Genomic DNA, 20524 nt, shown 5'->3' on the forward strand with positions numbered 1-20524 from the left:
CAATAAAAAAATTCTCCCAAAACCCGCGCCCAAACACATTTGACTACCCCGCCGGTCCGCAGTTGGAAGGTGCCAGACTTTTTACGCCCCCCCCCTGCCCGCTCGTTTCACTTGTACGCGTATGTGTTCGGTTTAGGCGGACAAGGCGTGAAACACGTGTTTCACAGTAGCGGTCGGCCGAGGCGCTTGGCCAGGGCGTCGATGGCGGCTTTGCCTTCGCGCTCGGCCCGCTGCTTCGGCCCATCATGGCAGGGCTTGCAACACGGCACCCACCAGTCTGTTTCCCAGAAGGTTTCAGGGTAGGTCTGTTGCGGGTAGAGATGATCGACAAGCGTGGCCGGCGTCACTTGGCCTTCGGCCTCGCAGTAGGCGCACAGCGGATGGGACAGCAGGTAGCCCTTGCGTGCCTTGTCCCACCTGGTGGTGTAGCCGCGCTCGCGGGCCGAGCCGCGCCGCTGGTCTGCCTCGCGGTCTCGCTGTGCCTTGGTTCGCGAGCCGGACGGACGGAACAGCGGTGGCATCGTCGGCAAGCGCTACCCCACGAAAAAGGCGCCCACCGTTGCCGGAGAGCGCCGCATAGAAAACCTTTGTGCCGAAGACGGAAGCCCCGTCGGCTGGATTGGGGCCGGGCCTCATCTCCATCGAGATGGCCTACAGGATCACCCCACGCGTCCTGGGAAGCAGGATTTATGCCAACAGCCTTATCATGTCAATCGGGATCTCCATCGGTGTCGCCTTGCCGAGGATGTCCACTTCGATGGTCAAACGCTTGGCATCATCGTTTCGTCCATCTATGGCCTTCACCGTAGCGCTGTAGCCATCGAACGGCCCATAGGTCAGCATCACCTTGCCGCCCACCGTTATCGCTTTCGGCTCAACGGCATGGTCGAACACACCCATGTCCTCGGCGATCTGCAGGGCTTCGATCTCCTTGGCCCTGATGCGGACCGGAGCATGGTCCATACAGACGATCCCGGCCACGCCGTCGCACGTGTGGATAATTTCCCACGACAGCGTCTGCATGCCCACGAACAGGTAGCGAGGATAGGCCGGCCGCTTTGCCCGAATGCGCGTCTTCCCCCTGCCCTTGCGAATCATCTTCCACACCACCTCCTGCGGCGCGTAGACCTGCAAACCCCGTGCCCTCAGCCCATTCGCCGCCCTGCCCTCGCACCGTGGGTTGGTATGGATCACATACCAGTCGAAGGCATACACGTCGGACTGACAGGGGGAGACGTTGCCCGCATCGACGGGAATGAACGCATGTTCCGGAAGTGCTGTCGCCTTCATTGTCCATCTCCCACGCTGTAATCCTTGCCAGTAATTCCCTTGAGAAGTGCCGCCGTATCGGGCGAGAAGCCCCGCTTTTCGGCCAACTCCGGTGGATCGAAGCCCGGCACAAACAGGCCTGCCAGCATCGTCGGCATGGGCAGCACGAGGCCACGCTTGTTGAAGGCCTGCCGCCACAATCGAACCCGCTCGCAGTCGATCGGCTGGAACACCAGCGCGTCCGTTTCGGCAATGGTTGGGGCGGCCACTTGGCGCACCCAATGGGAGCGATTGGCCTTGATGGCGGTCAGCAGCCGCGTCCGCTCTTGCGGATCGTCCTTGCCGAAATACCGGAACAGCAGAGCCGAGCATTCCTTGGAATAAGGCTTGATCTCGACACCAACCGGAGCAGCCGATGCCGCCGCCTTGGGCACGTTCATGAACCGCCGTTCGCGAAGGTAGGTATCCGGAGCGATAAGGTGCTTGCGGCCCTTTTTCTTCAGCCAGAACTCGATAAAGTCGCCAATCTTCTCGAAAGCCTGCTTGCGCTCGCCTTCTCTCAGGCCCTGCCATGCCGCCCAGGCCTTGGGTCGGCTCTCGCCAGCCGAATCCGGCCAAGCCTCGAAGAAGGCCGAGAACGCCTCGTCAGCCTCGCCGGCTATCGTTGGCTGTTCTTCATCAGCATTTGCGCGCGCATCTCTCTCTACTTGGTTCCTTCTTCCGGTTCCTCTTCCCTTTAATAGGGGTGTCACAGTTGGAACCCTCGTGGGTGTCACAGCTGTGGAACCCTCCTGGGTGTCATAGCTGTGACACCCTCCCTGGGGTGTCAAATTGACACCCTCCCCCTCATCTTCCCCCTGTGCGTCGCCGCCTTTCCTGACGATAACATCGAGGTTGAGGCGATAGAAATTCGAGGTCTGCCGGCCATCGTCTGCATAGCAATATTCCTTGGTCAACAGCCCCATTTCGACCAGTCCGGCGATATGACGACGGATAGAGCTTTTGCTCTGGCAAGCCGTATCGGCGATGTATTCTAGCGAAGGAAACCCGCCAGTATCCTGCGCGATGTGGTTCACGCAGTCAGCAATGGCCACCAGGGCGATTTTCATCGTCGGCGGCAGCCATTGCTCAAGGGCCCATGAGACGGTCTTGGTGCTCATCTCGCGGTCTCCTTGGCTTTCTCGGCAACATCTGCCCTGCCGTCGCGCAAGATCGGCTCCAGAAGGGCATGTGAGGTCGCATCGAAAGCGATCCGCAGCTTTCGCACAGCGGCGATGAGATCGGCGTTACTCATGTCGCGGCCGATATCCCCACGCAATCCCAGCGCATCGACGATGCCGGAGCGCAGAAACGTGAGGTCCATGGCGGGCTTGCAGATGTGATCGGTCATTCCGCCGCCCTCCGCAGCAATGGCGCATCGTCATCAAGCCGTTGCCGGATGACATCGACGAATGCGGCGTTTTTCTCGATGAGAATGGCCTGCATGCCGCACTCGCGGGCGACGACGCCCGTCGTTCCACTGCCGGCAAACGGATCGAGCACCACCCCACCAACCGGGCAGGCATAGCGAAGCAACGGTGCCACCAGTACTGACGGTTTCTGCGTCGGATGAAGCGCGCGGCCGTGCTCATTGGGGGCGAAGATCACCGAACGAACCAAGCGCGGCCCGCCATCTTCGGAGCGATAGACCGTCGCTCCGCGTTCGCCTTGCCATTGGGCCGGCTTAGCCTTCTTGCGGATTACCCTCGCGCGAGCGTCCAGCGTCATTTGCGGCGCCTTGTAAATGTCCGCCCAGCGCGATGCGCTCGGATAGAAATGCACGGCCATCTCGTGCACGCGGCGGAATCGGTCGGTGAAAAACCCGGTACCGTTCTGCTTTTCCCAGATCACCTCGTGAGACATCTGCCAGCCGACGAACTCTGGAAGATGGTCGAAGAACATGCGCAGCGAGCCAAACACCCACATGCTGCCGGTGGGTTTCAAGACGCGTAGCAGCCGCTCGGGCCATCCTGCCGGCCAGCGGTCCCACTCCAGCGATGTCTCTCCATAGGGCGGATCGGTGGCGACGCAATCAACGCTCGCGTCTGGCAGGCTTCGAAGGACGTCCAGCATGTCGCCGTGGATGATATTGATCATTCCGCCGCCCCCGCGAAGATTTCGAGCTGCTCGCGTTGATGATGGAGGGCGCTGTGGCATGCCTGGTTGAGCCACAGCACTTCCGTCCTCGGTCGCGCGCCGTCGGCATAGGTTTCGAGTTCAAGGCGGCGCCAGTCGGCCAGGGCGTCGTCATAGAGCGGGTGCGCATAGCCGGACAGCACCACCATGCCCTCCAACCCTTGAAGGGCCTCAAGCAGCGTTACGTGGTCAGCGTCGGCCATCTCATGGGCATACATTCGCCGGCCAAATTCATAGGCGTCACCTTGTGCCCGCGTGGCATGGATATAGGGCGGGTCGACGTAGTGAAGAGTCGATGGTCCATCATGCTGATGCATGACATCCAAGGCAGGCCTGTGCTCGATGATCACCCCGGCCAGACGCGCTATGAGGGCATCCATGGCAGTGGGATAGTTTGCCCAATCCTGCGCTGGCGTAGTGCCGTTCCGGTTGGCATTCGCACGGAATCCCGTCATGTTGCGCCCCTTTTCAGGAGCGGAATGTGCGTTCGAACCAAAACCCATGAACGAACGAACGACGAGCCGACGAGCCGACTCAATCGGATCATCCGCTGGTTCGTAGGCATCGAGGAATTCCTGCCTAGCAAAGGGCGTCAGCCGCAGAAGATCCTTCAGCCGGCGCGCCGATACTTCGTTCCTCAAGACACGGAAAAGCCCAACGACCCTGTCGTCGAGATCATTGTAAATTTCACCATGGGAGCGCGGCTTGCGAATGAGCACGCTCGCAGCGCCGCCGAATGGCTCGACATAGATCCGGTGCGCTGGGAAATGGCTGATGATCCATGGCGCCATGCGCCACTTGCCGCCATGCCAGCGAAGAACGGGACGGGTTGGCGCGTTCATTCCGCCGCCCTCCTGCCCCGACAGGTTGCGATGGTGGCTAGCTGGCGCTCGCCGCAAGCAACCCTCTCAGGATCGCCGCTGGCGACCTGCAGACGCGCGCAATGTTCGGCAGGGCCATACTTGTCGGTGAGAACGGCACCGGCGGCGATTGCCTGCGCCTTGGCGCCCAGCGATACATCGAAATGCACCCAACTCGCCGATCGCGCCTGGCCGATCGACAGGGTCGGATGCCCTTGTATCCACTTGCGCTGCACGCCGACCCGATCGGCCATGGAAAGCAGCTCGTCGAGGCTATCGGCCCACATGTGACACATCACCATGCGGCCGTAGGAATGGCGGACGTCGTCGACATAAACTGTCATTCCGCCGCCTCGCCAATGCTCTGCAGCGCCGCCTCGGCTATGGCCTTCGCCTCGTCCTTCGCCGCCTGAATCTGCTCATGCACGCTCTGTTTCTTGATCCCCAGCACGGCGCCGATGCGGCTGATGCTCATGTTGTGCTGGTCGTGCGCGGCGACGATGACGGCGCGGCGCAGGCGGCGTTCATCGGGCGAGGCGGTGCGGCCGTTGCCGGTGCCGAGCGACGGGCTCACGCCGAGTTCGCGTGCACAGGCCTCAGTCAGAACAGATATGAGTCCCGCATCGTCAAGCGGAGCGTCCTCGGCCGCAGCTCGCGGAATGAGCGCACCATGGCCCTGCGAGACGATCCCAGAGGGGCTATTCGCGGCCCCGGCGACATCATGTTCGCCCGAAACTCCGACGTGCGCTGTTGATCCAGCATATAGACGTTGGTCTTCCTGCGAATTGTCTCGTCGCGCTGCACCGTCGCCACGCACTCGCCGTCCATCGCGCGCGCCACCATCGACGCGAAGATTTCTTGCCGTCGCCGGCTCGTCATGAATGCCGCCTCCGGCATGAAAACCCAGATGCTCACAGGGCGCGGCCACATGCGGCGCACACTCTCCCGCATCGCCCCCTTTGCCGTCGCCGTTGAGACGATCGGCCGCCGCTGAATTCTGCCCTTTCTCATCCTCGCCTCCATCCGCCTCATTCCCCCAACCATCCCAACCCACGCGCTTGCGCCGGGCGTTGAGCTCGATCTTGGGCAGGTTTGGGAAATAGGCCTCGGCAATCTCGTGCACCTTGTCTGGCTTGGCGGAATGCTCGCCCACCGGCGCCAGAAAGAAGCTCGGGAATTGCTGGCCGGGGATCGGCGCCGGCACTTTGCCGCGCGTGCCGAACAGCACCGTTTCATGCTCGCCAAGGAACCAGTATCCAGTCCCCCGCCCGTCGCCCTCGCGCAGTTTTCCCCACACGATCGACGACTTGTAGTCGAAGCCCCAGGCCTTCATCACCTCGAATCCAGCGTCGAGGAATGGCGTCGTCACCCAGAGGAACAGCGCGCAATCGTCTGCGGCGATGTCGCCCACCGGCCGCGCCTTGATGTCGTCGAGATCCGAGCAAGGGTAGTGATTATCCGGCGAGCGATCGCTGCCAGTCTCAGCGCTCCAAGCCAGGTACTTCCATTCCGGATCGGCGATGATCACGCCATAGCGCTTGTCCGGCAGCGCGCATTGCTTGGCGCCCAGCTGCTGCTCGCGCTCGATCCGCCGCTCGGCCTTTTCCTTCTGCCGGATGGCCCGCAGATCCCTGGCGATGCCGGACAGCGCCCGCCGATCGGCGTGCTGCGCCAGCACCTCGCGCTGTTCCTCGGCCGTCAGCCGGGCCAGCTGCGCCGCCACGGACACCTTGAGGTCGCCGCGCTGCACCGCGTCGGTGAGATCGCTGACGCCGCGATCCTTCACCACGCGCGCATCCTTGATCGACGTTTTGGAAACGTGCAGCCGCTTGGCCGCGTCCGATAGCCGGAAATGAGCCGAATTTGGCTCATTATTCGTGTCAGGACGGCCCGGCGCCAGCGTGGCCAGATTGGCCGCCACCATGGCCCGCTGGCTTTCCGTGAGGTGACGCCGATGCAGATTTTTCGACAGCACGAATTCCAGCGCGTCCGCCTCGCTGCCTCGGAACCGGCGGAAGAACGAACCGCTGCCCAGGTCGACCGCGAAGGGAATGTCCTTGGCGATATCCACCTCGGTCAGCACGCTATCCTTGAACACCAGGCCGAGCTTGACGATTTCCATCAGCGCCCGGTAGCGGTTGCGCCCATCGAGGATCTGGCCGTCAAACAGCGTGATCTGGTCGCGCAGGCCATGCTCGGCGATGTCGTCGCGCAGCGCGTCGGCGTCGGCCGCATCGAGCATCGGGAATAGGTCGGCGAAGGGATGAGACTCAAGCATGTCCGACACACTCCATCTCACCATTCAGGTTTGGTGAAACAGCCGAGAAAACGGGAGTGAGGTGAACTTTCGCGCCATGCTGCTGCATGATCTCGCAGATCCGTCCGCCAAATCGGTCTGCAACTTCGGTCGACGATAGCACCCAGTCATTGGTCAGCGCGACCAGCTCCGACATCGCCTTGAGCGCCTGGCACTCGTCGTCGATTTGGTATGGCACGCGCAATCCGGTCGGCAGATGGGTGAGACCCCATCCACCCCCCTCGTCGCGGCATCCCCATGCACCAAGCACCCAACCGGTGACCTTTGGTGTAGCGCGCGTTGTTTTCACGGCGAACTTTCGCCACGTCGCGCCGATCCGTTCCGCCATCTCAGTGGCGTCCAAGTTCTCAAGCATGAACGCCCTCCCCCTCGCCGCGCTCGGCCCGCTTCATGGCTCGGATGACTCTGGCGGCATGTTCCTCGCCGTAGAGCGCCGCCGTCTCGACGAACTCGTAGACGAGCCGGCTTGGCACCCAATCGGGCACCGCGACATCGACGCCGTGCATCCGCTGGGCATTGCCGACGATGGTCTGGCGCCCGCCGGCCCGCATCGCCGCGCGGATTTCTTCCGTGGTGAGCAGCGCCGGCTTGCCGACGGCGCGGTTGGCGGCAATCTTGGCCCGCCGCGCGTCCGCCGCTTTCCGCAGCGTCTCTGGCGCCTTCAGCGTCGCTTCCATCCGCTCGCGGTAGGCGCCATCTTGCCAAAGCGCCTTGTTGCGCTCGCTGGCGGCTTCGTTCTTCCAGCCGCCGGCCTCATGGCCCGCCTTGCGCTTGGCGGCGATGTCTGGGTCCGCCCGCATCTGGCGCATGCGGTCCGATCGGCGCTGCCGCTCGGCGTCGGATAGGTTGAGCTTGGTCACTTCCACGTCCTCCGCTGCTTTTCGCCGCCCGGAGGTGATGCCAGGAAAGCGCGCGGCAGATCGATGATCACCGCCTTCATCTGGCCGATCGGCTCCAGCCGATGTTGGGCAGGCCGAGGAGCCATCTTGACGTCAACAAAGTCCTCGACAGCTGGCAGCATCAGCATGAAACGACCGGTGAACTTGCCGTCCTTGCGGCCCCTCGCTTTCAAAGCGCGGAGATTGAACGGCCCGGCGGAATCGCCAATCACCAGCAGCGCGCCGGCATTTTCGCCATAACCGAGGCGCACTTTCACCCAGCCATTGCTGGACACGCCGCCGATCGAGGCAACCATCGCATTCGAAAGGTTCAACCGGCAGCGCGCCCGACCGCCGTAATATTTCACCATCGTCACGCTGACGGGGTCGCTCTTTTGCGTGCCGCCCAAGGCCGGCGCCAGATCCGTCCATTCATTGGAAATCATTTCTCACCCCCGATCGCCGCTTCCACGTCGCGCAGCACGCCCACCGCGACGGCCACGTCCTTGCGCAACTCGTGCTTTTCCAATGGGTTGAATCCGTCCGGCGCCATTTCCAGCACCCGCTGGTGCAGGGTCGCCACCTTCACCACGGCCGAGCCCGACAGCATCACCGCGTCTGGCACAGACTCGGCGGCATCGAGCGGCGCCAGCCGGAAGCCCAGCTTGCGGGCGGCGGCGGCTAGGATGTTCGGCCGCCCCGCCGCCAGGTCGATCGCCATGGCCACCGTCAGCGGAATGCGCGCGTCGGCGTTGAGGCTCACATAGCGGTCGAGCTGCGACCGGTTGACCATGCCGCCGATGGCATCCACCGTGGCGTCGAGGCTGCCGATGTCATCGATCTGCTTGCGCACCGCGGCGCGGATCGGCCCGTCGTCCATGCTTCACCTCGTCAAGGGACAAAGCCCCGAAAAATCCCGTTGTCCGTGCATTCCCCATCGGCAAGACTCACCACTGAAAGGAATGCCGATGTCTCAATCCTCAAAGCGGCCATGCATCAGCCGGCGATACCGCGCAGTTGCCTCGTCGCTGACGGTCGCCAGCTTGCCGGCGGCGGTCAGCGCCACGATCAGCTGCGCATGCACGCCATCGGCCCGCGCCGAGGCCACCAGCCCGTCGCGCTCCAAGACCTCGAAAGCGACGAACGCCACCGGGCAGGTCGCCTGGCCGGCGTATAGCCGCCCCGAGCGCTGCACCAACGCTTCGCCGCCGTTGGCGCGCAGCCACAGCAGGCCGACCTCGGCGATGATCTCAGGCGATGTGGCGATGGCGTCACGCATGGCCGAACGACCTCTTCTGAAGGTCATAGAGGCGTCGCTCGGATGCCGTGGTAATGGTATGAGTTCGCCCGGCGGCGGTGATGGTCACCGCGTAAACGGGAATGGCGCCCGCCGTCTGCGTCTCAAGCATGACCAATCCGCGCTTGGCGAGATAACTGAAAGCGGCAAGCAAAACCGGGCAAACCTCTTTTCCGGTCGCCACGTAGCCTTGCCCGTTGGTGGATGCACGTCCGCCCACCTTGCGAAGCCACAGCAGCGCCGCGCCCTGGCTGTCGGTAATCGTCGAGGTCTGGCCCATCGCCCTCACCCCGCTGCCAGCATGAGCCCGCTGACGGCGATCACCGTCAGCGACAGCACCAGCGCCGTGGACGCTGGGTATTGGATGGGCCGGCAAAGCGCGCGAATGAGCAGTTCCATGGCAGGCCTCCTCTGGCCGTCAGTCGTGGTCGATCATCAGAACGTAGGGAAAGGCTGCCGTCGCCATGATGGCGGCCATCCAGCCGGCGACGGCAAGATTTGCGACAGCCCAGCCAAATAACCAGGCAACGCCGGACACGCAGGCGAGAATGCCGAGGCGCACCAGCCAACGAACGACAACGTTCATGGCATCACCTCGTCGGTTGAAGGGGTGGCCGCCGATGCGATGTCACCAGCATCGGCGGCCGTGCCGTCCGGGGAGGAGGAGGCGGACGGCGCCGCGCCAGCCTGGGAGGGCGCCGGCGGGGGATAGAGATCAGGTCGTATCTCGTGCGAGGGAACGCGCGTGACTTCTTCGACTTGTCGCACCCGCTCTGCAGGTACGCGCGTCATGAGCCACTGGCTGACGGCCCCTTGGGTGACGCCACAGTGCTTAGCGATTTTGGAGACTAGGCCCCTGTTCTCGCGGCAGGTCAGTTTTAGCTTGCTCATGGCCCGAGATATTAGCCTCACTAATATTCTCGGGCAAGCGGTTTATTAGTTTGCCTGCATGGCTCGTTTTATGAGTGCCGCTTATTATCCCGACGCCGTTAACCAACCGGATGATGCCATGTCAGAGAGCCGTTCTCGCAATGATGAGGGGATAGGCCACTATATAAAGCAGTGGCGGGAGCGTCGCGGCAAAACTCAGGAACAGTTGGCGGCAGCTATTGGCATGTCGCAAGGCTGGATCGCTCAATTGGAATCCGGAACCATCGCATATAGTCAGAAGCGACTAGAGGAGCTGGGCGTAATACTTGATTGTAGTCCGGCTGATTTGATTTCTTTAGATCCGACTGGTCTCAAAGATGACCAAATAGATCTTGTTCGTCAGATTGTTCGCATGTCGAAAGCGCATTCTCCTGAGGTGGTGGAAAAGGCGTTTCAGCTTGCGCGAGCGCTTCTCGAAACGAACGATTAATAATTTCAAACACATGCGACACCGGCACATCTTTAAAATCTCTCACCAACTTTGCCGCCTGCCGCATCAGGCATGCCCGAGCCATCTGCTTCTCCTAATTCGAATTTGTCTAACATATCGTAATGCAACTATTTATTAGCATTAGACATATTATTTAGGGAATTCACCTGACAAAATTTACCAGCACAGCGCGACCAAATCGCGCTGGTTGTGGCGTTTCAGCTTCATGTATTAGTTTGCCGAATATTCCAGTTGACACGGATTATAAGTGACGCTAATAATCCCCTCCAACGATCCGCCAATCTGCCACGGCACGAAGAGGCGGGTAGGATGGAGACAGCCACGATGGCCAGCCAGACTGACAGGTTGCACAGGATCATTGCCGGAAGCCGTTCGGGCTACCAGCGCGCCATGGAACGCATGGTCAAGGCCACCGACCAGGCCTGTCAGGCGTCGATGTCTTCCACCACCTGCGCCAACTGCGAAAGCAAGCGGACGTGCGCTTGCATCAAGGCGACGAGGTAATCGTGCACCATGCTTTGATCGAAGGCATGTGCAGGAAGTTTTTCAGCTTTCTCGGCAAGTGAAGCCCATTGTTCGGCATCGGAAAGTAATTCGTTCAGCAGTTCGCTCAAGATGTTCTCCTCCGTCAAACCTCACCAGCGCGACAGTAGATCTCAAAGCGAACAGCTTCAAGGCAAGGATTTCCCCCGCAAGGGGCACGCGATCCCCACGATGATCGCAGAGGATGGTGTACACACCATCGTTATGGACAGTTCGGGGGATGCCGAGGACGGAAGGCGTATGCCGTGACAGGTCGGAGAGACGGCCAACAGTTTCGCCCGCAAGGGCATCGATGTCGAGCTATGTGCCTGTGCTGCCAAGACGACGACGGCGACGACGGAAGGGTCACAATCCATGTCGATCGAGCAGGCAGACGAGGGAAAAGCTCCGCCAAGGGAGTCGGCACGTCACCCCCAAGGCCCGCACCGAAGGCGGACAAGCCCAAAGCCGGGTGGGGCAAACTTCGGTCCCGGCACCATTCGCCCGAACGGGCAACGAGCCGCGAAGAGGCATTGAGTAGCAAAACCCGGAAACGGTCATGCCACAGATGCGAACAGCGGGGCGCCAAAGGCAAGCATCTGGCCCACGCCGGTTGAGAGACCGGCAACAGTTTCGCCCGCAAGGGCAACGAGGCAAGCCATGGACGATCGAGCCCACTTTTTTGCTGACGGCGACCCGGTGACGGTCAAATCCGGATCGATGGTCTGGACGGTCGCCGAGGCCTACACCGACAACCGCCATGGCCGCTGCCTGGTGCTGACGACGCCCACCCAGGTGACCCCACACGTCGAACTGGCGCGTGACTGCCGCTTTGCCATTCCTCCCGGCGCCGCCCCCTGATCTCGGCGCCCACTTGCCCGGCGGATCGGGTTTTGCGTACCGCCGGGCCTTTTCTTCCCCTCCGAGCCTTCCGACCAGCCGCGACGGACTCGCGGTTGCTCCGGACGCTTGTGTCCCAAGGAGACCGACATGGACCCGAAGAAAGCCTTCCGTTTCGAGCTTGGCGCCGAGGTGATGCTCAACCGCAGCATGGAGCGCGGCAGCGTCATCGGCCGCTCCGAATACGTCAACGCCTGCGACAGCTACCTGGTGCGCTACGTCACGTCCGACGGCCGCCAGGTCGAAAACTGGATCTCCGAAGACGCCCTGATTTCCACCGATTGACCTCCGCGCATCCCGCGCGGTCCCCGGCGGCGCACACCCCAGCCCCCTCTGTCAGCGCCGCCGGGTCCCCTTTCCCATCTGCCTCATCATCTGGAGAAGGCGATGACCACCTATCCCAACCACATGCTGAAGGCCGGCGCGGCGGTCCTCGCCAAAAGCGAAGGCTCGCACGGCATCGCCATGACGCACGCCGACATCGTCACCGCCGTCCTCGACGCCACGCTGGGCCTCAGCCAGGCCGAACTCGACATCATTGCTGAGCGCCGGCGGCAGGTGGAGGTGGAGGGATGGACGGCTGAGCACGATGACCATAATCGAGACGGATCGCTGGAACGAGCAGCTGCTTGCTATGCGTGGGCGGGGTCGCTCTCCGACAAGCACCGAACCCACTACGATGCGAAAAGCGCGTTGAAATCCGCAGAAAGCGACAACCGCATTTGGTTTCGTACCGACATCATCAAATCTCTTTGGCACTGGGCACGAAGCTGGTGGAAACCGACGACGCGACGTCGGGACTTGATCAAGTCCGGCGCGCTGGTCATTGCCGCCGTTGAGCGCATAGACCGCGCCGCCGCCAAGGCCGCGCCCACGCCGGAGCCGACGCCATGACCAATCACCAACACCTTGAACCCGCCGACGTCACCAAGCATCCACTGCCGGCCGAATCTGCTGCCTGGTACGCCGGGTGCGACGAAGAACTGCTGCCGATCGGCCCATGTGATAGCCGCGAGCAGGTCATTCAGGAGGCAATCGCCTCGGAGGTTTTCAAGGAAAACGATGACGGCTCCAGGATCGTCTTGATCGGTAAGTACGCAAATATCAGAGTCAATCTTGCCGATTACTTCGACGCCGAAGAGTTCCTTGAGCGCGCGTCCGAAGCAATGGACAATAATGACGAAGGCGGCGACGAGTACGGCGACCGGCACCCATGCCATGAGATCGACGATGATGCGACGGCCGACCTGCAGAAGGTCGTACGCGAAACCATCTGGAAATGGCAACGCGACCATGGCCTGCACCTGAAATCCTGGGCCTTGCGCCTCGTTGAAGGCGATGAAGCCGTTCCGGTCAATGGCGCATCGACCACTGCCACGCAGGAACCGACGCCATGACGCCGGCCCGCACCCTCACCGTCTGCCCCGGCTTCGCTGCGACCTTCGACCGCCAGTGGGCGGCCGATGCCGCCCGCGTCGAGATGTCGCTGTGCACGCTGATCGCCTTCTGGATCGGCTTCATCTGCACCCTCATCGCCTGCCACTAGAGGCTAGCCATGGACTACGAATTTCCCGATCTCGGCAACCCAGCCAAGCCAGAAGGCAAGAAGTCGCGCCGGGCGAAACAGGCCGAGGCCTTTTCCGCCAGCGAGATGGGCGCCAACGCCGAGGAACTGCGCCGTTTCATCGAGCGCGTCGAACACCTTGAGGAAGAGAAGGCAAGCCTCGCCGACGACATCAAGGATGTGATGGCCGAGGCGCAGGGGCGCGGCTTCGACAAGAAGACCATCCGCGCCGTCATCAAGCTGCGCAAGCAGGACCCCGACGAGCGGCAGGAGGCCGAAGCCATCCTTGAGCTCTACATGCAAGCCCTGGGGATGATTTGATGGCCAAGAAAGTCGAATCCGAGGAGGTGTTGAGCCTCTACCGTCGCGGCCTGCAGAAGCGACGCATCGCATCGATGTGCGGCGTCTCGGTGGAAACGGTCAATCGCCGCCTCTCCGAAGCCGGTATCGAGGAAACGCTGGCGCCGCTGCCATGGACGGCCGCTGAGCGCGCCATCGTCCAGAAGGCGGCGCCCAACCCGGCCACCACGGCCACCAGCCTGATGCCGCTCCTGCCCGGCCGTGGCCGCGCCGGCATCCAGGACAAGCTCACCGCCGCCCGCGCCACCCTCGGCATGCCCAAGCGCGGCCGCCGCGCCGCCAAGGATCAGCCGGCCATGGCCTGCCTCCCCTGCGGCGACCCCCCGCCAGGCGCCTACCGCGACTGGCGCGGCGTAACCCTGAAATTCATCCCTGGCGTGACGGAGGTGAGGATATGAGCGATCGGACATTGCCAGCGCTCGAACTGGCCGAAGGCCGAATAAGCCACAAGACAAAGTCCGAACGACTTCAGGATGCGAATTACTTGATCCTACAGGTATCCATCTTCGGTCGGCGATTCTTTTATAGCGCAACCCACAATCGCGTCGCTAAGTTTGAACTAACCATCGACGGGAAGCTTTGGTTTAGAGACGACGACACGGATAAGCGCATCTACGTGGCCTATCGGGGAAGATGGAAACACTTTTCACACGGCGGAACCCTTCGCGGGCTCGTCGAAGGCTTGGCAAACTACATTCGAACTGGCGAACGCATTGGCGCAGGTCACTTCGGACCGTGGCCGCAATGGGTCTGTGAGGGCGATCTCTGGGGCTACGGAAAAGAGACCATGGAAATGCTGAGAAACGCTTTGCGGCCCCGTGATTGCGTCGCATGGCCACCATTGTCCGCGACATCGAACAGCAGGGAGCAAGCGCGATGCTGATCCATAATCTAGGCGGCATGGCCGCTGCTGCCTGGGTAGCATGGCGCTGGCGCCGCTGGCGCGCCGCCGTGGTGCGCGCCGCGAGACTGGACTTTGCCGAGGTCACCACCAGAGCAGCCGCCGCCCTCGATGCCCGGGAATGGGTCGAGGCCAACGAGGACGCGCTGCGGTGGTGGTTCCGGGACGGCGCCAGCCCCACGGAAGCTTTCATAGCCGTTTCGGAGGAAAGCAACGATGGATGAGATGGGCTATTTCGAAGTCACCGGTGACAGGCCGCGCGAGGTCTGGAACACCTATCGGGCCGACCGTATCGCCTATGGCCACGCCGTGACGGCGCTTCTCCATGAAATCGGCGCAGCGGGCATTTGGATCGGCTTCTCTGGTTTTGTGTTTGGCGCCAGCTTCGATGGTCCGGTTCACCCCGCCTTCTCCGACAAAAGGCGCCAAAACGGTGCTCACATGCTGAAGCGCCGAGGGCGCTCAACGGATGAGAAACAGGCCATAGCCGACTTCACGAAACGAAACGAAGCCTTGGCGGCCATCTTTCCCAACGAGCGAGAAATTGCCCAGGCCGAGGGGTTCCTCAACACCCTTGAATACGAAGACGAAACGTCGCGCGGCTCTCGACATATAGGCGCGGACTTCAGGTGGGCACAGGCCCTTTGGTTCTCCGAGACGAGCGAGATCGTCCTCTACGCGACAGACGCAGCCGCCGCCATCACCGCTGATCGGGCCAAGGGATACATCACCACGCCGGATAGCTGGTCCGCGCCCGACGGCTATACCCAGATCACCGAAGCCGATTACGAGTTCCGCCGGGCCAAGCACCGGCTTGAACTAGAACAAGCCGCCACGAAGGAGTCCGCCCATGGCTGATCGCACCTCTATCGAATGGTCCGATATGACGTGGAACCCGATCGCAGGCTGCACCAGGGTTTCGGAAGGCTGTCGCCACTGTTATGCCGAGCGCTTGGCCGCTCGTGGCCTGCCGGGTTTCGAAGGCCTCGCCCGCTGGGTCGACTGGCCAGACGGTACCCGCGCCCCACGCTGGACCGGCGTTGTCCTGATCCGCGAACACCTGATGGACTTGCCTCTCCGGAAGAAGAGGCCACGCCGGATCTTCGTCAACTCCATGTCGGACCTGTTTCACGACGCCGTGCCCGACGAAGTGATCGACCGCATCTTCGCCGTCATGGCGCTTGCACCTCGGCATACCTTTCAGATCCTCACGAAGCGGCCGGAGCGGATGCGCGACTACCTGTCCACCCGTGCGGGCGATTGGATGCTCCGGTGGCCCGAGGCGATCCCGGCAGGGAAATGGTATGTCTCGCGGCACGAAGGCATGAGCCGCCTTGGTGCGAACGGGCCGGTGGCCGCCGCGCTCTATGATGCCCAGCCGATCACCTATCCGCTTCCCAACGTCTGGATGGGCACCAGCGTCGAAAACCAGCGATCGGCGAACGAGAGGCGCACTCACATCGAGGCCGTCGCCGCTGCCGGATGGAACACCTTTGCCAGCTACGAACCGGCACTCGGTTACGTCGCATGGGAGGGCTGGGAGTTTCTGAAGTGGCTTATCTCCGGCGGAGAGAGCGGTCCGAGGGCGCGGCCAACGCACCCGGCATGGCACCGCGTCGCCCGCGATTTCAGCGCGGCGCATGGGATTCCATACCTGTTCAAGCAATGGGGCGAATGGGGAAAGGCCAAGGGCGCCCACTCTGGTACTCCGGGAAAATATGCCATTGCTTCGGCTGGCCCACATTCCGAGTTCTGGCCCCAGAGCGTCATCGAGGTCGATTTCTATCCGCGACAAATCAACCTTTTTGGCGGGGCAACTGTGCGTGAACGCATCGGCAAGCGCGCCGCCGGCCGGCTGCTCGACGGCGTCGAGCACAACGGCATGCCGGGGGGCTGACCATGTCGCGCGGCCTCGCCAACTTCCGTCAGTCCGACGTTGCCCGCTGCGTTCGCGCCGCCAAGCAGGCCGGCGCCGCGGCGGTCGAGGTGCGGCCGGATGGCCATATTCTCATTATGCTGCAGCCGCCGCCGGGCGGCTTTCCGCTGCCGTCAGGTCAGCCAAGTGGCGAAGTTGCCGAGGATGAGGGTATCGTGCTTTGATGGACGGCATGCCGCGCCCTCACCTTCCATATCTTCAGCGCCAGACCGCCCGTGGAAAGGTCATCTGGTATGTCCGCAAGGGCGATGGCCAGCGCACCCGCATTCGGGGCGAGTACGGCAGCGATCCGTTCATGGCGGCCTATCGCGCCGCCGTCGCCGGGCTGGATGCGCCGGAGCCGGCCAAGCCGTCATCGGCGTCCCTAACCTGGCTGATCGAGCGCTATTCCGATAGCTCGGCCTGGCGTTCGCTGGCGCCGGCGACGCGCCGCCAGCGAGAAAACATCTTCCTGCACGTCAAGCAATCGGCCGGCGACAAGCCCTATAAGGCGATCACCCGCAAGGCGATCGTCGAAGGCCGTGAGCGCCGCAGGGATACGCCGTCCCAGGCGCGCAACTTCCTCGATGCCATGCGCGGCCTTTTCCGCTGGGCACTCGATGCCGAGATCGTCGACAGCGACCCGACCGCCGGCGTGAAGAACCCGCCCAAGCGGATGGGCGAGGGCTTTGCCGCGTGGAGCGAGACCGACGTGGCGAAGTTTCAGAAGAAATGGCCGCTCGGCACGCGCGAACGCGTCTGGCTGGAATCGATCCTCAACACGGGCCTGCGCCGCGGCGACGTGGTGCAGCTCGGCCGGCAGCATCTTCGCCGGGTGCGCGTCGTGCGGGAAAATGGTGACGTCATCGAGCTGCGTGCCTTCGTCCTGAAGACGGAGAAATCCCGCTACCAAACCGAGGTGGTGATCCCGCTGCTGCCAGACCTCGAGTCGGCGATCGACGCCGGCCCATGCGGAGATCTCGCCATCATCTGCGGCGAGCGCGGCAACCCGCTGACCAAGGAAAGCTTCGGCAACATGTTCCGCGAGGCCTGCAACGGGGCCGGCGTGAAGAAGTCAGCCCATGGCCTGCGCAAGCTCATCGCTACCCGGATGGCCAATGCCGGCGCTACGGTCGCCGAACTGGAGGCGGCCCTCGGCTGGCATGGCGGCACCATGGCTAGCCACTACACCAAGACGGCCGACCGCGCCCGGCTGGCCGTCTCGGCCCATGCCAAGCTCAACGGAACGGGGGATGAACATCCTATCCCCTCACATCGTAAGCCGCGTACCCTCACATCAAAAAAACAATAAAAAAACCAGGCACTTACGAGCCTGGTTTTTTGAAATGGTGCGGTCGAGAAGACTCGAACTTCCACGTCTTGCGACACAGCGACCTCAACGCTGCGCGTCTACCAATTCCGCCACGACCGCATCGTGGTAGATGCCACCCCTTCCGGGCCGGCGCCGGGTATCTAGCAAGAGATTCTCCGGGGCACAAGAGGCAGGCAAGAAGAATTTTGCCAGCGTTGAGAAAACGGCTGGAATCCAAGAAAAACCTCAGATCTTCACGACGTCGTCAAGGCGGCGGTAGGAGGCCGGACGATTCAGGACTTCGGTGATCGATACCGTGACGCGATCGCCCTTCAGCACCACTTGCCCCTTCGCGACCGGCAGATTGTTGGCGAGAATGTCGACGTCATCATCGGCCGAATGATCGAGTTCGATCACCGCGCCACGTCCCATCCGCAACAGCTGATGGATCGGCATGGTCTGCCCGCCAAGCACGACAGAGATCTCGACTTTGATCTTCTCCAGAGTGGCCATCAGTCCTATCTTCCGTGTCGCTGGCGACGCGCTTTGACGACACCGGCGCCACCCGGAACACGAAGCGGCAAGCCACGCGTCGTCGTCCGTAGAGTGTTTACGGCATTAGGTTACCGAATGGTTAACGAACGATCCGAAATCAGGACAGAGATGTACGCCATCCCCGGTTCGCCGCCGGTCGAGTGGCGTATCGAGCCGGGACTCACCGCATATGAGCCCGCCGTTGCCTTCATGGAGGAACGCGTCGCTGCGATTGCCGAGGGGCGCCAACCGGAGTTGGTCTGGCTGGTCGAGCACCCTCCCCTTTATACGGCCGGAACCAGCGCCGACGAGAGCGACCTAGTCGAGCCCGACCGCTTTCCGGTCTACCGGACCGGACGCGGCGGACAATATACCTATCATGGCCCAGGTCAGCGGGTCGCTTACGTGATGCTTGACCTCGAACGCCGAGGCAAAGACATCAGAGCCTTTGTTGCAGCGCTCGAGCGTTGGCTCATCGGGGCACTCGCCGCTTTCAATGTTCGCGGTGAGCGTCGCGAAGACCGCGTCGGCGTCTGGGTGCGGCGACCCGACAAAGGAGACGGCGCAGAGGACAAGATTGCCGCTATCGGCATCCGCGTTCGCCGCTGGGTGACTTTTCATGGCATCAGTCTCAACGTTGAACCCGACCTGAGCCATTTCGCCGGTATAGTGCCTTGCGGTATTCGCGGGCACGGGGTTACCAGCCTGGTAGACCTGGGATTGCCGGTCGCCATGGAAGATGCCGATGGCGCCCTCAAGGCAAGCTTCATCGAGGTATTCGGGCCTTGCACCGTGTCGTCAGGCTGACCTGCCGACCATGGGGTTCAATCTGCGGCGGGACATGGACGGAAGCCTTGGCTCCCGAGCGTAAGGCTGCGGCGACGGGAACCAAATCCATCGAAAGTACACGTTTCCGAGATGCAGCATCATATGCGAAATGCATATTAGGTTTTTCCGCTGCCGGAATCCCGGTCATTGAAAATCAATCTTGACGATTGCCGCCGCCCCGGGCCGAATGCGCCAGAAATTTCAAAGCAATTTGCCCATCGCGAGTTCAATTGTCATACTAAAGAAATCGATTCAGGATCTAAGATTTAAAACCGGACGAAGCCGTTCATCAATGAGCCGAAGCTTGGCGCGGCGGACTTTTGGGCAGAAGAGCCACCAAAAATCCGTTTAGTAACCCGGATATAATACCTTAGTATAGGTCTCGAATTCACACGGATCAGCAGAATATTCCATGAAGGAGACTGATTTGTCTCTTTTGCAGAAATGCTCACTGAGTTAACTTGCGTCTAGCCGGTGTGGAGGCCGGCGCCTAGGGAGTGAATTCGGTCTTCCGGCCCGCTCCTGGAACAGATTTGGAGGAGAGTATGCGCACGCTTAATTTGCTCGCCGCGACCGCCTTTGCGACGGCTCTGTCTATTTCATCCGCTTTCGCGCTGACCGTTGGCTTCTCGCAGATCGGCTCGGAGTCGGGCTGGCGCGCTGCCGAGACGAGCGTCACCAAGCTTGAAGCTCAGAAGCGCGGCATCGACCTGAAGTTCGCTGATGCCCAGCAGAAGCAGGAAAACCAGATCAAGGCCGTTCGCTCGTTCATCGCTCAGGGCGTCGATGCCATTTTCATCGCTCCGGTGGTTGCGACCGGCTGGGATGCCGTTCTGAAGGAAGCCAAGGAAGCCAAGATTCCGGTCATCCTGCTCGACCGTACGATTGACGCCCCGAAGGACCTCTACCTCACCGCCGTCACGTCCGACACGGTGTATGAGGGCAAGGTCGCCGGTGAATGGCTCGTCAAGAACGTTGGCGACAAGCCGTGCAACATCGTCGAGCTTCAGGGCACGACGGGTTCCTCGCCGGCCATCAACCGCAAGAAGGGCTTTGACGACGCCATCGCTAGCCATGCCAATCTGAAGATCATCCGCAGCCAGACCGGCGACTTCACCCGCACCAAGGGCAAGGAAGTCATGGAGAGCTTCATCAAGGCTGAAGGCGGCGGCAAGAACATCTGCGCCCTCTATGCCCACAATGACGACATGGCCGTTGGCGCCATCCAGGCGATCAAGGAAGCCGGTCTGAAGCCGGGCAAGGATATCCTCGTCGTGTCGGTTGACGCCGTTCCGGATATCTTCCAGGCGTTCATCGCCGGTGAAGCCAACGCCACCGTCGAACTGACCCCGAACATGGCCGGCCCGGCCTTCGATGCCCTTGATGCCTATCTCAAGGACAAGAAGGAGCCCGCCAAGTGGATCCAGACCGAGTCCAAGCTCTACACGCCGGCTGATGACCCGCAGAAGGTCTACGACGAGAAGAAGGGCCTCGGTTACTGATACCGCTCC

General features: G+C 62.0%; 33 protein-coding genes and 1 tRNA gene. 15 read left to right on the forward strand and 19 right to left on the reverse strand.

Going from position 1 to position 20524, the window contains the following annotated elements:
- Window positions 1-161: 161 nt before the first annotated feature.
- From G522_RS0106565 to G522_RS29485, 16 genes are all read right to left on the reverse strand, one after another.
- Entirely contained in the window at window positions 162-521 is a 360-nt protein-coding gene (locus tag G522_RS0106565) for an HNH endonuclease (RefSeq protein ID WP_245586615.1), read from the reverse strand.
- A 166-nt stretch (window positions 522-687) separates the two neighbouring features.
- Window positions 688-1290 (reverse strand): transcription termination/antitermination protein NusG, encoded by a 603-nt coding sequence (nusG, locus tag G522_RS30250; RefSeq protein WP_026790357.1) that lies wholly within the window; start codon window positions 1288-1290, stop codon window positions 688-690.
- Entirely contained in the window at window positions 1287-2429 is a 1143-nt protein-coding gene (locus G522_RS30255; protein WP_026790358.1) for a helix-turn-helix domain-containing protein, read from the reverse strand. Before G522_RS30255 ends, nusG begins: the two co-directional genes overlap by 4 nt.
- Window positions 2426-2659, reverse strand: coding sequence for a hypothetical protein (locus G522_RS0106580; protein ID WP_026790359.1), 234 nt, complete (start codon window positions 2657-2659; stop codon window positions 2426-2428). The genes G522_RS30255 and G522_RS0106580 overlap by 4 nt, the downstream gene beginning before the upstream one ends.
- On the reverse strand, window positions 2656-3405 hold the full coding sequence (locus G522_RS0106585; protein ID WP_026790360.1) for a DNA-methyltransferase: 750 nt from the start codon (window positions 3403-3405) through the stop codon (window positions 2656-2658). The genes G522_RS0106580 and G522_RS0106585 overlap by 4 nt, the downstream gene beginning before the upstream one ends.
- Window positions 3402-4286 carry a DNA adenine methylase gene (locus G522_RS0106590; protein WP_026790361.1) on the reverse strand — a complete coding sequence of 295 codons (885 nt, stop codon included), beginning with the start codon at window positions 4284-4286 and terminating at the stop codon, window positions 3402-3404. The genes G522_RS0106585 and G522_RS0106590 overlap by 4 nt, the downstream gene beginning before the upstream one ends.
- Window positions 4283-4648 (reverse strand): DUF4031 domain-containing protein, encoded by a 366-nt coding sequence (locus G522_RS0106595; RefSeq protein WP_026790362.1) that lies wholly within the window; start codon window positions 4646-4648, stop codon window positions 4283-4285. Before G522_RS0106595 ends, G522_RS0106590 begins: the two co-directional genes overlap by 4 nt.
- Window positions 4645-6546, reverse strand: a complete 1902-nt coding sequence (locus tag G522_RS29480; protein ID WP_169453489.1) for an MT-A70 family methyltransferase — start codon at window positions 6544-6546, stop codon at window positions 4645-4647. The genes G522_RS0106595 and G522_RS29480 overlap by 4 nt, the downstream gene beginning before the upstream one ends.
- 28 nt (window positions 6547-6574) lie before the next feature.
- Window positions 6575-6976, reverse strand: coding sequence for a hypothetical protein (locus tag G522_RS0106605; RefSeq protein WP_026790363.1), 402 nt, complete (start codon window positions 6974-6976; stop codon window positions 6575-6577).
- A complete protein-coding gene (locus G522_RS0106610; RefSeq protein WP_026790364.1) occupies window positions 6969-7481 on the reverse strand; it encodes a hypothetical protein in 513 nt (170 codons plus the stop codon). The genes G522_RS0106605 and G522_RS0106610 overlap by 8 nt, the downstream gene beginning before the upstream one ends.
- The gene (locus G522_RS0106615; protein ID WP_026790365.1) at window positions 7478-7945 is read right to left on the reverse strand and encodes a hypothetical protein; all 468 of its coding nucleotides are present in this window, start codon (window positions 7943-7945) and stop codon (window positions 7478-7480) included. The genes G522_RS0106610 and G522_RS0106615 overlap by 4 nt, the downstream gene beginning before the upstream one ends.
- Complete coding sequence (locus tag G522_RS0106620; RefSeq protein WP_026790366.1) at window positions 7942-8379, reverse strand: hypothetical protein; 438 nt, start codon at window positions 8377-8379, stop codon at window positions 7942-7944. Before G522_RS0106620 ends, G522_RS0106615 begins: the two co-directional genes overlap by 4 nt.
- Window positions 8380-8472: 93 nt before the next feature.
- The gene (locus G522_RS0106625) at window positions 8473-8778 is read right to left on the reverse strand and encodes a hypothetical protein (protein WP_026790367.1); all 306 of its coding nucleotides are present in this window, start codon (window positions 8776-8778) and stop codon (window positions 8473-8475) included.
- Window positions 8771-9076: a hypothetical protein gene (locus tag G522_RS0106630; RefSeq protein ID WP_026790368.1), complete on the reverse strand. Its 306-nt coding sequence runs from the start codon at window positions 9074-9076 to the stop codon at window positions 8771-8773. The genes G522_RS0106625 and G522_RS0106630 overlap by 8 nt, the downstream gene beginning before the upstream one ends.
- A 138-nt stretch (window positions 9077-9214) precedes the next feature.
- A complete protein-coding gene (locus G522_RS29950; protein WP_156886853.1) occupies window positions 9215-9382 on the reverse strand; it encodes a hypothetical protein in 168 nt (55 codons plus the stop codon).
- Entirely contained in the window at window positions 9379-9687 is a 309-nt protein-coding gene (locus G522_RS29485) for a transcriptional regulator (protein ID WP_036838343.1), read from the reverse strand. The genes G522_RS29950 and G522_RS29485 overlap by 4 nt, the downstream gene beginning before the upstream one ends.
- A 118-nt stretch (window positions 9688-9805) precedes the next feature.
- Here G522_RS29485 and G522_RS25900 point away from each other — a divergent pair, with 118 nt between their 5' ends.
- Complete coding sequence (locus G522_RS25900) at window positions 9806-10156, forward strand: helix-turn-helix domain-containing protein (RefSeq protein WP_051228392.1); 351 nt, start codon at window positions 9806-9808, stop codon at window positions 10154-10156.
- Between the two features lie 446 nt (window positions 10157-10602).
- Here the strand turns inward: G522_RS25900 and G522_RS0106655 are convergent, their stop codons facing one another.
- Window positions 10603-10791: a hypothetical protein gene (locus G522_RS0106655; RefSeq protein ID WP_026790369.1), complete on the reverse strand. Its 189-nt coding sequence runs from the start codon at window positions 10789-10791 to the stop codon at window positions 10603-10605.
- 568 nt (window positions 10792-11359) lie between these two features.
- Here G522_RS0106655 and G522_RS0106665 point away from each other — a divergent pair.
- From G522_RS0106665 to G522_RS25915, 12 genes are all read left to right on the forward strand, one after another.
- A complete protein-coding gene (locus G522_RS0106665) occupies window positions 11360-11560 on the forward strand; it encodes a hypothetical protein (protein ID WP_026790370.1) in 201 nt (66 codons plus the stop codon).
- A gap of 129 nt (window positions 11561-11689) precedes the next feature.
- Window positions 11690-11884, forward strand: a complete 195-nt coding sequence (locus G522_RS0106670; protein WP_026790371.1) for a hypothetical protein — start codon at window positions 11690-11692, stop codon at window positions 11882-11884.
- 102 nt (window positions 11885-11986) lie between these two features.
- Window positions 11987-12493 carry a hypothetical protein gene (locus G522_RS25905; RefSeq protein WP_051228393.1) on the forward strand — a complete coding sequence of 169 codons (507 nt, stop codon included), beginning with the start codon at window positions 11987-11989 and terminating at the stop codon, window positions 12491-12493.
- Window positions 12490-12996 (forward strand): hypothetical protein, encoded by a 507-nt coding sequence (locus G522_RS0106680; protein WP_026790372.1) that lies wholly within the window; start codon window positions 12490-12492, stop codon window positions 12994-12996. The genes G522_RS25905 and G522_RS0106680 overlap by 4 nt, the downstream gene beginning before the upstream one ends.
- A complete protein-coding gene (locus G522_RS29955) occupies window positions 12993-13145 on the forward strand; it encodes a hypothetical protein (RefSeq protein WP_156886854.1) in 153 nt (50 codons plus the stop codon). Before G522_RS0106680 ends, G522_RS29955 begins: the two co-directional genes overlap by 4 nt.
- A gap of 105 nt (window positions 13146-13250) precedes the next feature.
- A complete protein-coding gene (locus G522_RS25910) occupies window positions 13251-13484 on the forward strand; it encodes a DUF2312 domain-containing protein (protein ID WP_051228423.1) in 234 nt (77 codons plus the stop codon).
- Window positions 13484-13921, forward strand: a complete 438-nt coding sequence (locus G522_RS30260) for a hypothetical protein (RefSeq protein WP_026790373.1) — start codon at window positions 13484-13486, stop codon at window positions 13919-13921. The genes G522_RS25910 and G522_RS30260 overlap by 1 nt, the downstream gene beginning before the upstream one ends.
- A gap of 433 nt (window positions 13922-14354) precedes the next feature.
- Entirely contained in the window at window positions 14355-14648 is a 294-nt protein-coding gene (locus G522_RS0106700) for a hypothetical protein (protein WP_026790374.1), read from the forward strand.
- A complete protein-coding gene (locus G522_RS0106705; RefSeq protein WP_026790375.1) occupies window positions 14641-15282 on the forward strand; it encodes a hypothetical protein in 642 nt (213 codons plus the stop codon). The genes G522_RS0106700 and G522_RS0106705 overlap by 8 nt, the downstream gene beginning before the upstream one ends.
- Window positions 15275-16321, forward strand: coding sequence for a phage Gp37/Gp68 family protein (locus G522_RS0106710; RefSeq protein WP_026790376.1), 1047 nt, complete (start codon window positions 15275-15277; stop codon window positions 16319-16321). Before G522_RS0106705 ends, G522_RS0106710 begins: the two co-directional genes overlap by 8 nt.
- A gap of 2 nt (window positions 16322-16323) precedes the next feature.
- Window positions 16324-16524, forward strand: a complete 201-nt coding sequence (locus G522_RS0106715; RefSeq protein ID WP_026790377.1) for a hypothetical protein — start codon at window positions 16324-16326, stop codon at window positions 16522-16524.
- Window positions 16525-16532: 8 nt separating this feature from the next.
- Window positions 16533-17651, forward strand: a complete 1119-nt coding sequence (locus G522_RS25915) for a tyrosine-type recombinase/integrase (protein WP_084632982.1) — start codon at window positions 16533-16535, stop codon at window positions 17649-17651.
- A 35-nt stretch (window positions 17652-17686) separates the two neighbouring features.
- Here the strand turns inward: G522_RS25915 and G522_RS0106725 are convergent.
- Window positions 17687-17771: transfer RNA gene (locus tag G522_RS0106725), tRNA-Leu, on the reverse strand.
- Window positions 17772-17897: 126 nt separating this feature from the next.
- Window positions 17898-18164, reverse strand: coding sequence for a FliM/FliN family flagellar motor switch protein (locus tag G522_RS25920; RefSeq protein ID WP_051228395.1), 267 nt, complete (start codon window positions 18162-18164; stop codon window positions 17898-17900).
- A gap of 150 nt (window positions 18165-18314) precedes the next feature.
- Between G522_RS25920 and lipB the strand changes: the two genes are divergently transcribed.
- Window positions 18315-18992, forward strand: a complete 678-nt coding sequence (lipB, locus tag G522_RS0106735) for a lipoyl(octanoyl) transferase LipB (RefSeq protein ID WP_084632933.1) — start codon at window positions 18315-18317, stop codon at window positions 18990-18992.
- A gap of 566 nt (window positions 18993-19558) precedes the next feature.
- Window positions 19559-20515, forward strand: a complete 957-nt coding sequence (gene ytfQ / locus G522_RS0106740) for a galactofuranose ABC transporter, galactofuranose-binding protein YtfQ (protein WP_026790379.1) — start codon at window positions 19559-19561, stop codon at window positions 20513-20515.
- Window positions 20516-20524: the final 9 nt, after the last annotated feature.

Source organism: Pleomorphomonas oryzae DSM 16300 (assembly GCF_000422965.1).
GTDB lineage: Bacteria > Pseudomonadota > Alphaproteobacteria > Rhizobiales > Pleomorphomonadaceae > Pleomorphomonas > Pleomorphomonas oryzae.

Bases quoted from the DNA above. Each gene is read 5' to 3' on its own strand.
- G522_RS0106565 (WP_245586615.1), bottom strand. From the start codon at position 521: ATGCCACCGCTGTTCCGTCCGTCCGGCTCGCGAACCAAGGCACAGCGA.
- nusG (WP_026790357.1), bottom strand. From the start codon at position 1,290: ATGAAGGCGACAGCACTTCCGGAACATGCGTTCATTCCCGTCGATGCG.
- G522_RS30255 (WP_026790358.1), bottom strand. From the start codon at position 2,429: ATGAGCACCAAGACCGTCTCATGGGCCCTTGAGCAATGGCTGCCGCCG.
- G522_RS0106580 (WP_026790359.1), bottom strand. From the start codon at position 2,659: ATGACCGATCACATCTGCAAGCCCGCCATGGACCTCACGTTTCTGCGC.
- G522_RS0106585 (WP_026790360.1), bottom strand. From the start codon at position 3,405: ATGATCAATATCATCCACGGCGACATGCTGGACGTCCTTCGAAGCCTG.
- G522_RS0106590 (WP_026790361.1), bottom strand. From the start codon at position 4,286: ATGAACGCGCCAACCCGTCCCGTTCTTCGCTGGCATGGCGGCAAGTGG.
- G522_RS0106595 (WP_026790362.1), bottom strand. From the start codon at position 4,648: ATGACAGTTTATGTCGACGACGTCCGCCATTCCTACGGCCGCATGGTG.
- G522_RS29480 (WP_169453489.1), bottom strand. From the start codon at position 6,546: ATGCTCGATGCGGCCGACGCCGACGCGCTGCGCGACGACATCGCCGAG.
- G522_RS0106605 (WP_026790363.1), bottom strand. From the start codon at position 6,976: ATGCTTGAGAACTTGGACGCCACTGAGATGGCGGAACGGATCGGCGCG.
- G522_RS0106615 (WP_026790365.1), bottom strand. From the start codon at position 7,945: ATGATTTCCAATGAATGGACGGATCTGGCGCCGGCCTTGGGCGGCACG.
- G522_RS0106620 (WP_026790366.1), bottom strand. From the start codon at position 8,379: ATGGACGACGGGCCGATCCGCGCCGCGGTGCGCAAGCAGATCGATGAC.
- G522_RS0106625 (WP_026790367.1), bottom strand. From the start codon at position 8,778: ATGCGTGACGCCATCGCCACATCGCCTGAGATCATCGCCGAGGTCGGC.
- G522_RS0106630 (WP_026790368.1), bottom strand. From the start codon at position 9,076: ATGGGCCAGACCTCGACGATTACCGACAGCCAGGGCGCGGCGCTGCTG.
- G522_RS29950 (WP_156886853.1), bottom strand. From the start codon at position 9,382: ATGAACGTTGTCGTTCGTTGGCTGGTGCGCCTCGGCATTCTCGCCTGC.
- G522_RS29485 (WP_036838343.1), bottom strand. From the start codon at position 9,687: ATGAGCAAGCTAAAACTGACCTGCCGCGAGAACAGGGGCCTAGTCTCC.
- G522_RS25900 (WP_051228392.1), top strand. From the start codon at position 9,806: ATGTCAGAGAGCCGTTCTCGCAATGATGAGGGGATAGGCCACTATATA.
- G522_RS0106665 (WP_026790370.1), top strand. From the start codon at position 11,360: ATGGACGATCGAGCCCACTTTTTTGCTGACGGCGACCCGGTGACGGTC.
- G522_RS0106670 (WP_026790371.1), top strand. From the start codon at position 11,690: ATGGACCCGAAGAAAGCCTTCCGTTTCGAGCTTGGCGCCGAGGTGATG.
- G522_RS25905 (WP_051228393.1), top strand. From the start codon at position 11,987: ATGACCACCTATCCCAACCACATGCTGAAGGCCGGCGCGGCGGTCCTC.
- G522_RS0106680 (WP_026790372.1), top strand. From the start codon at position 12,490: ATGACCAATCACCAACACCTTGAACCCGCCGACGTCACCAAGCATCCA.
- G522_RS29955 (WP_156886854.1), top strand. From the start codon at position 12,993: ATGACGCCGGCCCGCACCCTCACCGTCTGCCCCGGCTTCGCTGCGACC.
- G522_RS25910 (WP_051228423.1), top strand. From the start codon at position 13,251: ATGGGCGCCAACGCCGAGGAACTGCGCCGTTTCATCGAGCGCGTCGAA.
- G522_RS30260 (WP_026790373.1), top strand. From the start codon at position 13,484: ATGGCCAAGAAAGTCGAATCCGAGGAGGTGTTGAGCCTCTACCGTCGC.
- G522_RS0106700 (WP_026790374.1), top strand. From the start codon at position 14,355: ATGGCCACCATTGTCCGCGACATCGAACAGCAGGGAGCAAGCGCGATG.
- G522_RS0106705 (WP_026790375.1), top strand. From the start codon at position 14,641: ATGGATGAGATGGGCTATTTCGAAGTCACCGGTGACAGGCCGCGCGAG.
- G522_RS0106710 (WP_026790376.1), top strand. From the start codon at position 15,275: ATGGCTGATCGCACCTCTATCGAATGGTCCGATATGACGTGGAACCCG.
- G522_RS0106715 (WP_026790377.1), top strand. From the start codon at position 16,324: ATGTCGCGCGGCCTCGCCAACTTCCGTCAGTCCGACGTTGCCCGCTGC.
- G522_RS25915 (WP_084632982.1), top strand. From the start codon at position 16,533: ATGCCGCGCCCTCACCTTCCATATCTTCAGCGCCAGACCGCCCGTGGA.
- G522_RS25920 (WP_051228395.1), bottom strand. From the start codon at position 18,164: ATGGCCACTCTGGAGAAGATCAAAGTCGAGATCTCTGTCGTGCTTGGC.
- lipB (WP_084632933.1), top strand. From the start codon at position 18,315: ATGTACGCCATCCCCGGTTCGCCGCCGGTCGAGTGGCGTATCGAGCCG.
- ytfQ (WP_026790379.1), top strand. From the start codon at position 19,559: ATGCGCACGCTTAATTTGCTCGCCGCGACCGCCTTTGCGACGGCTCTG.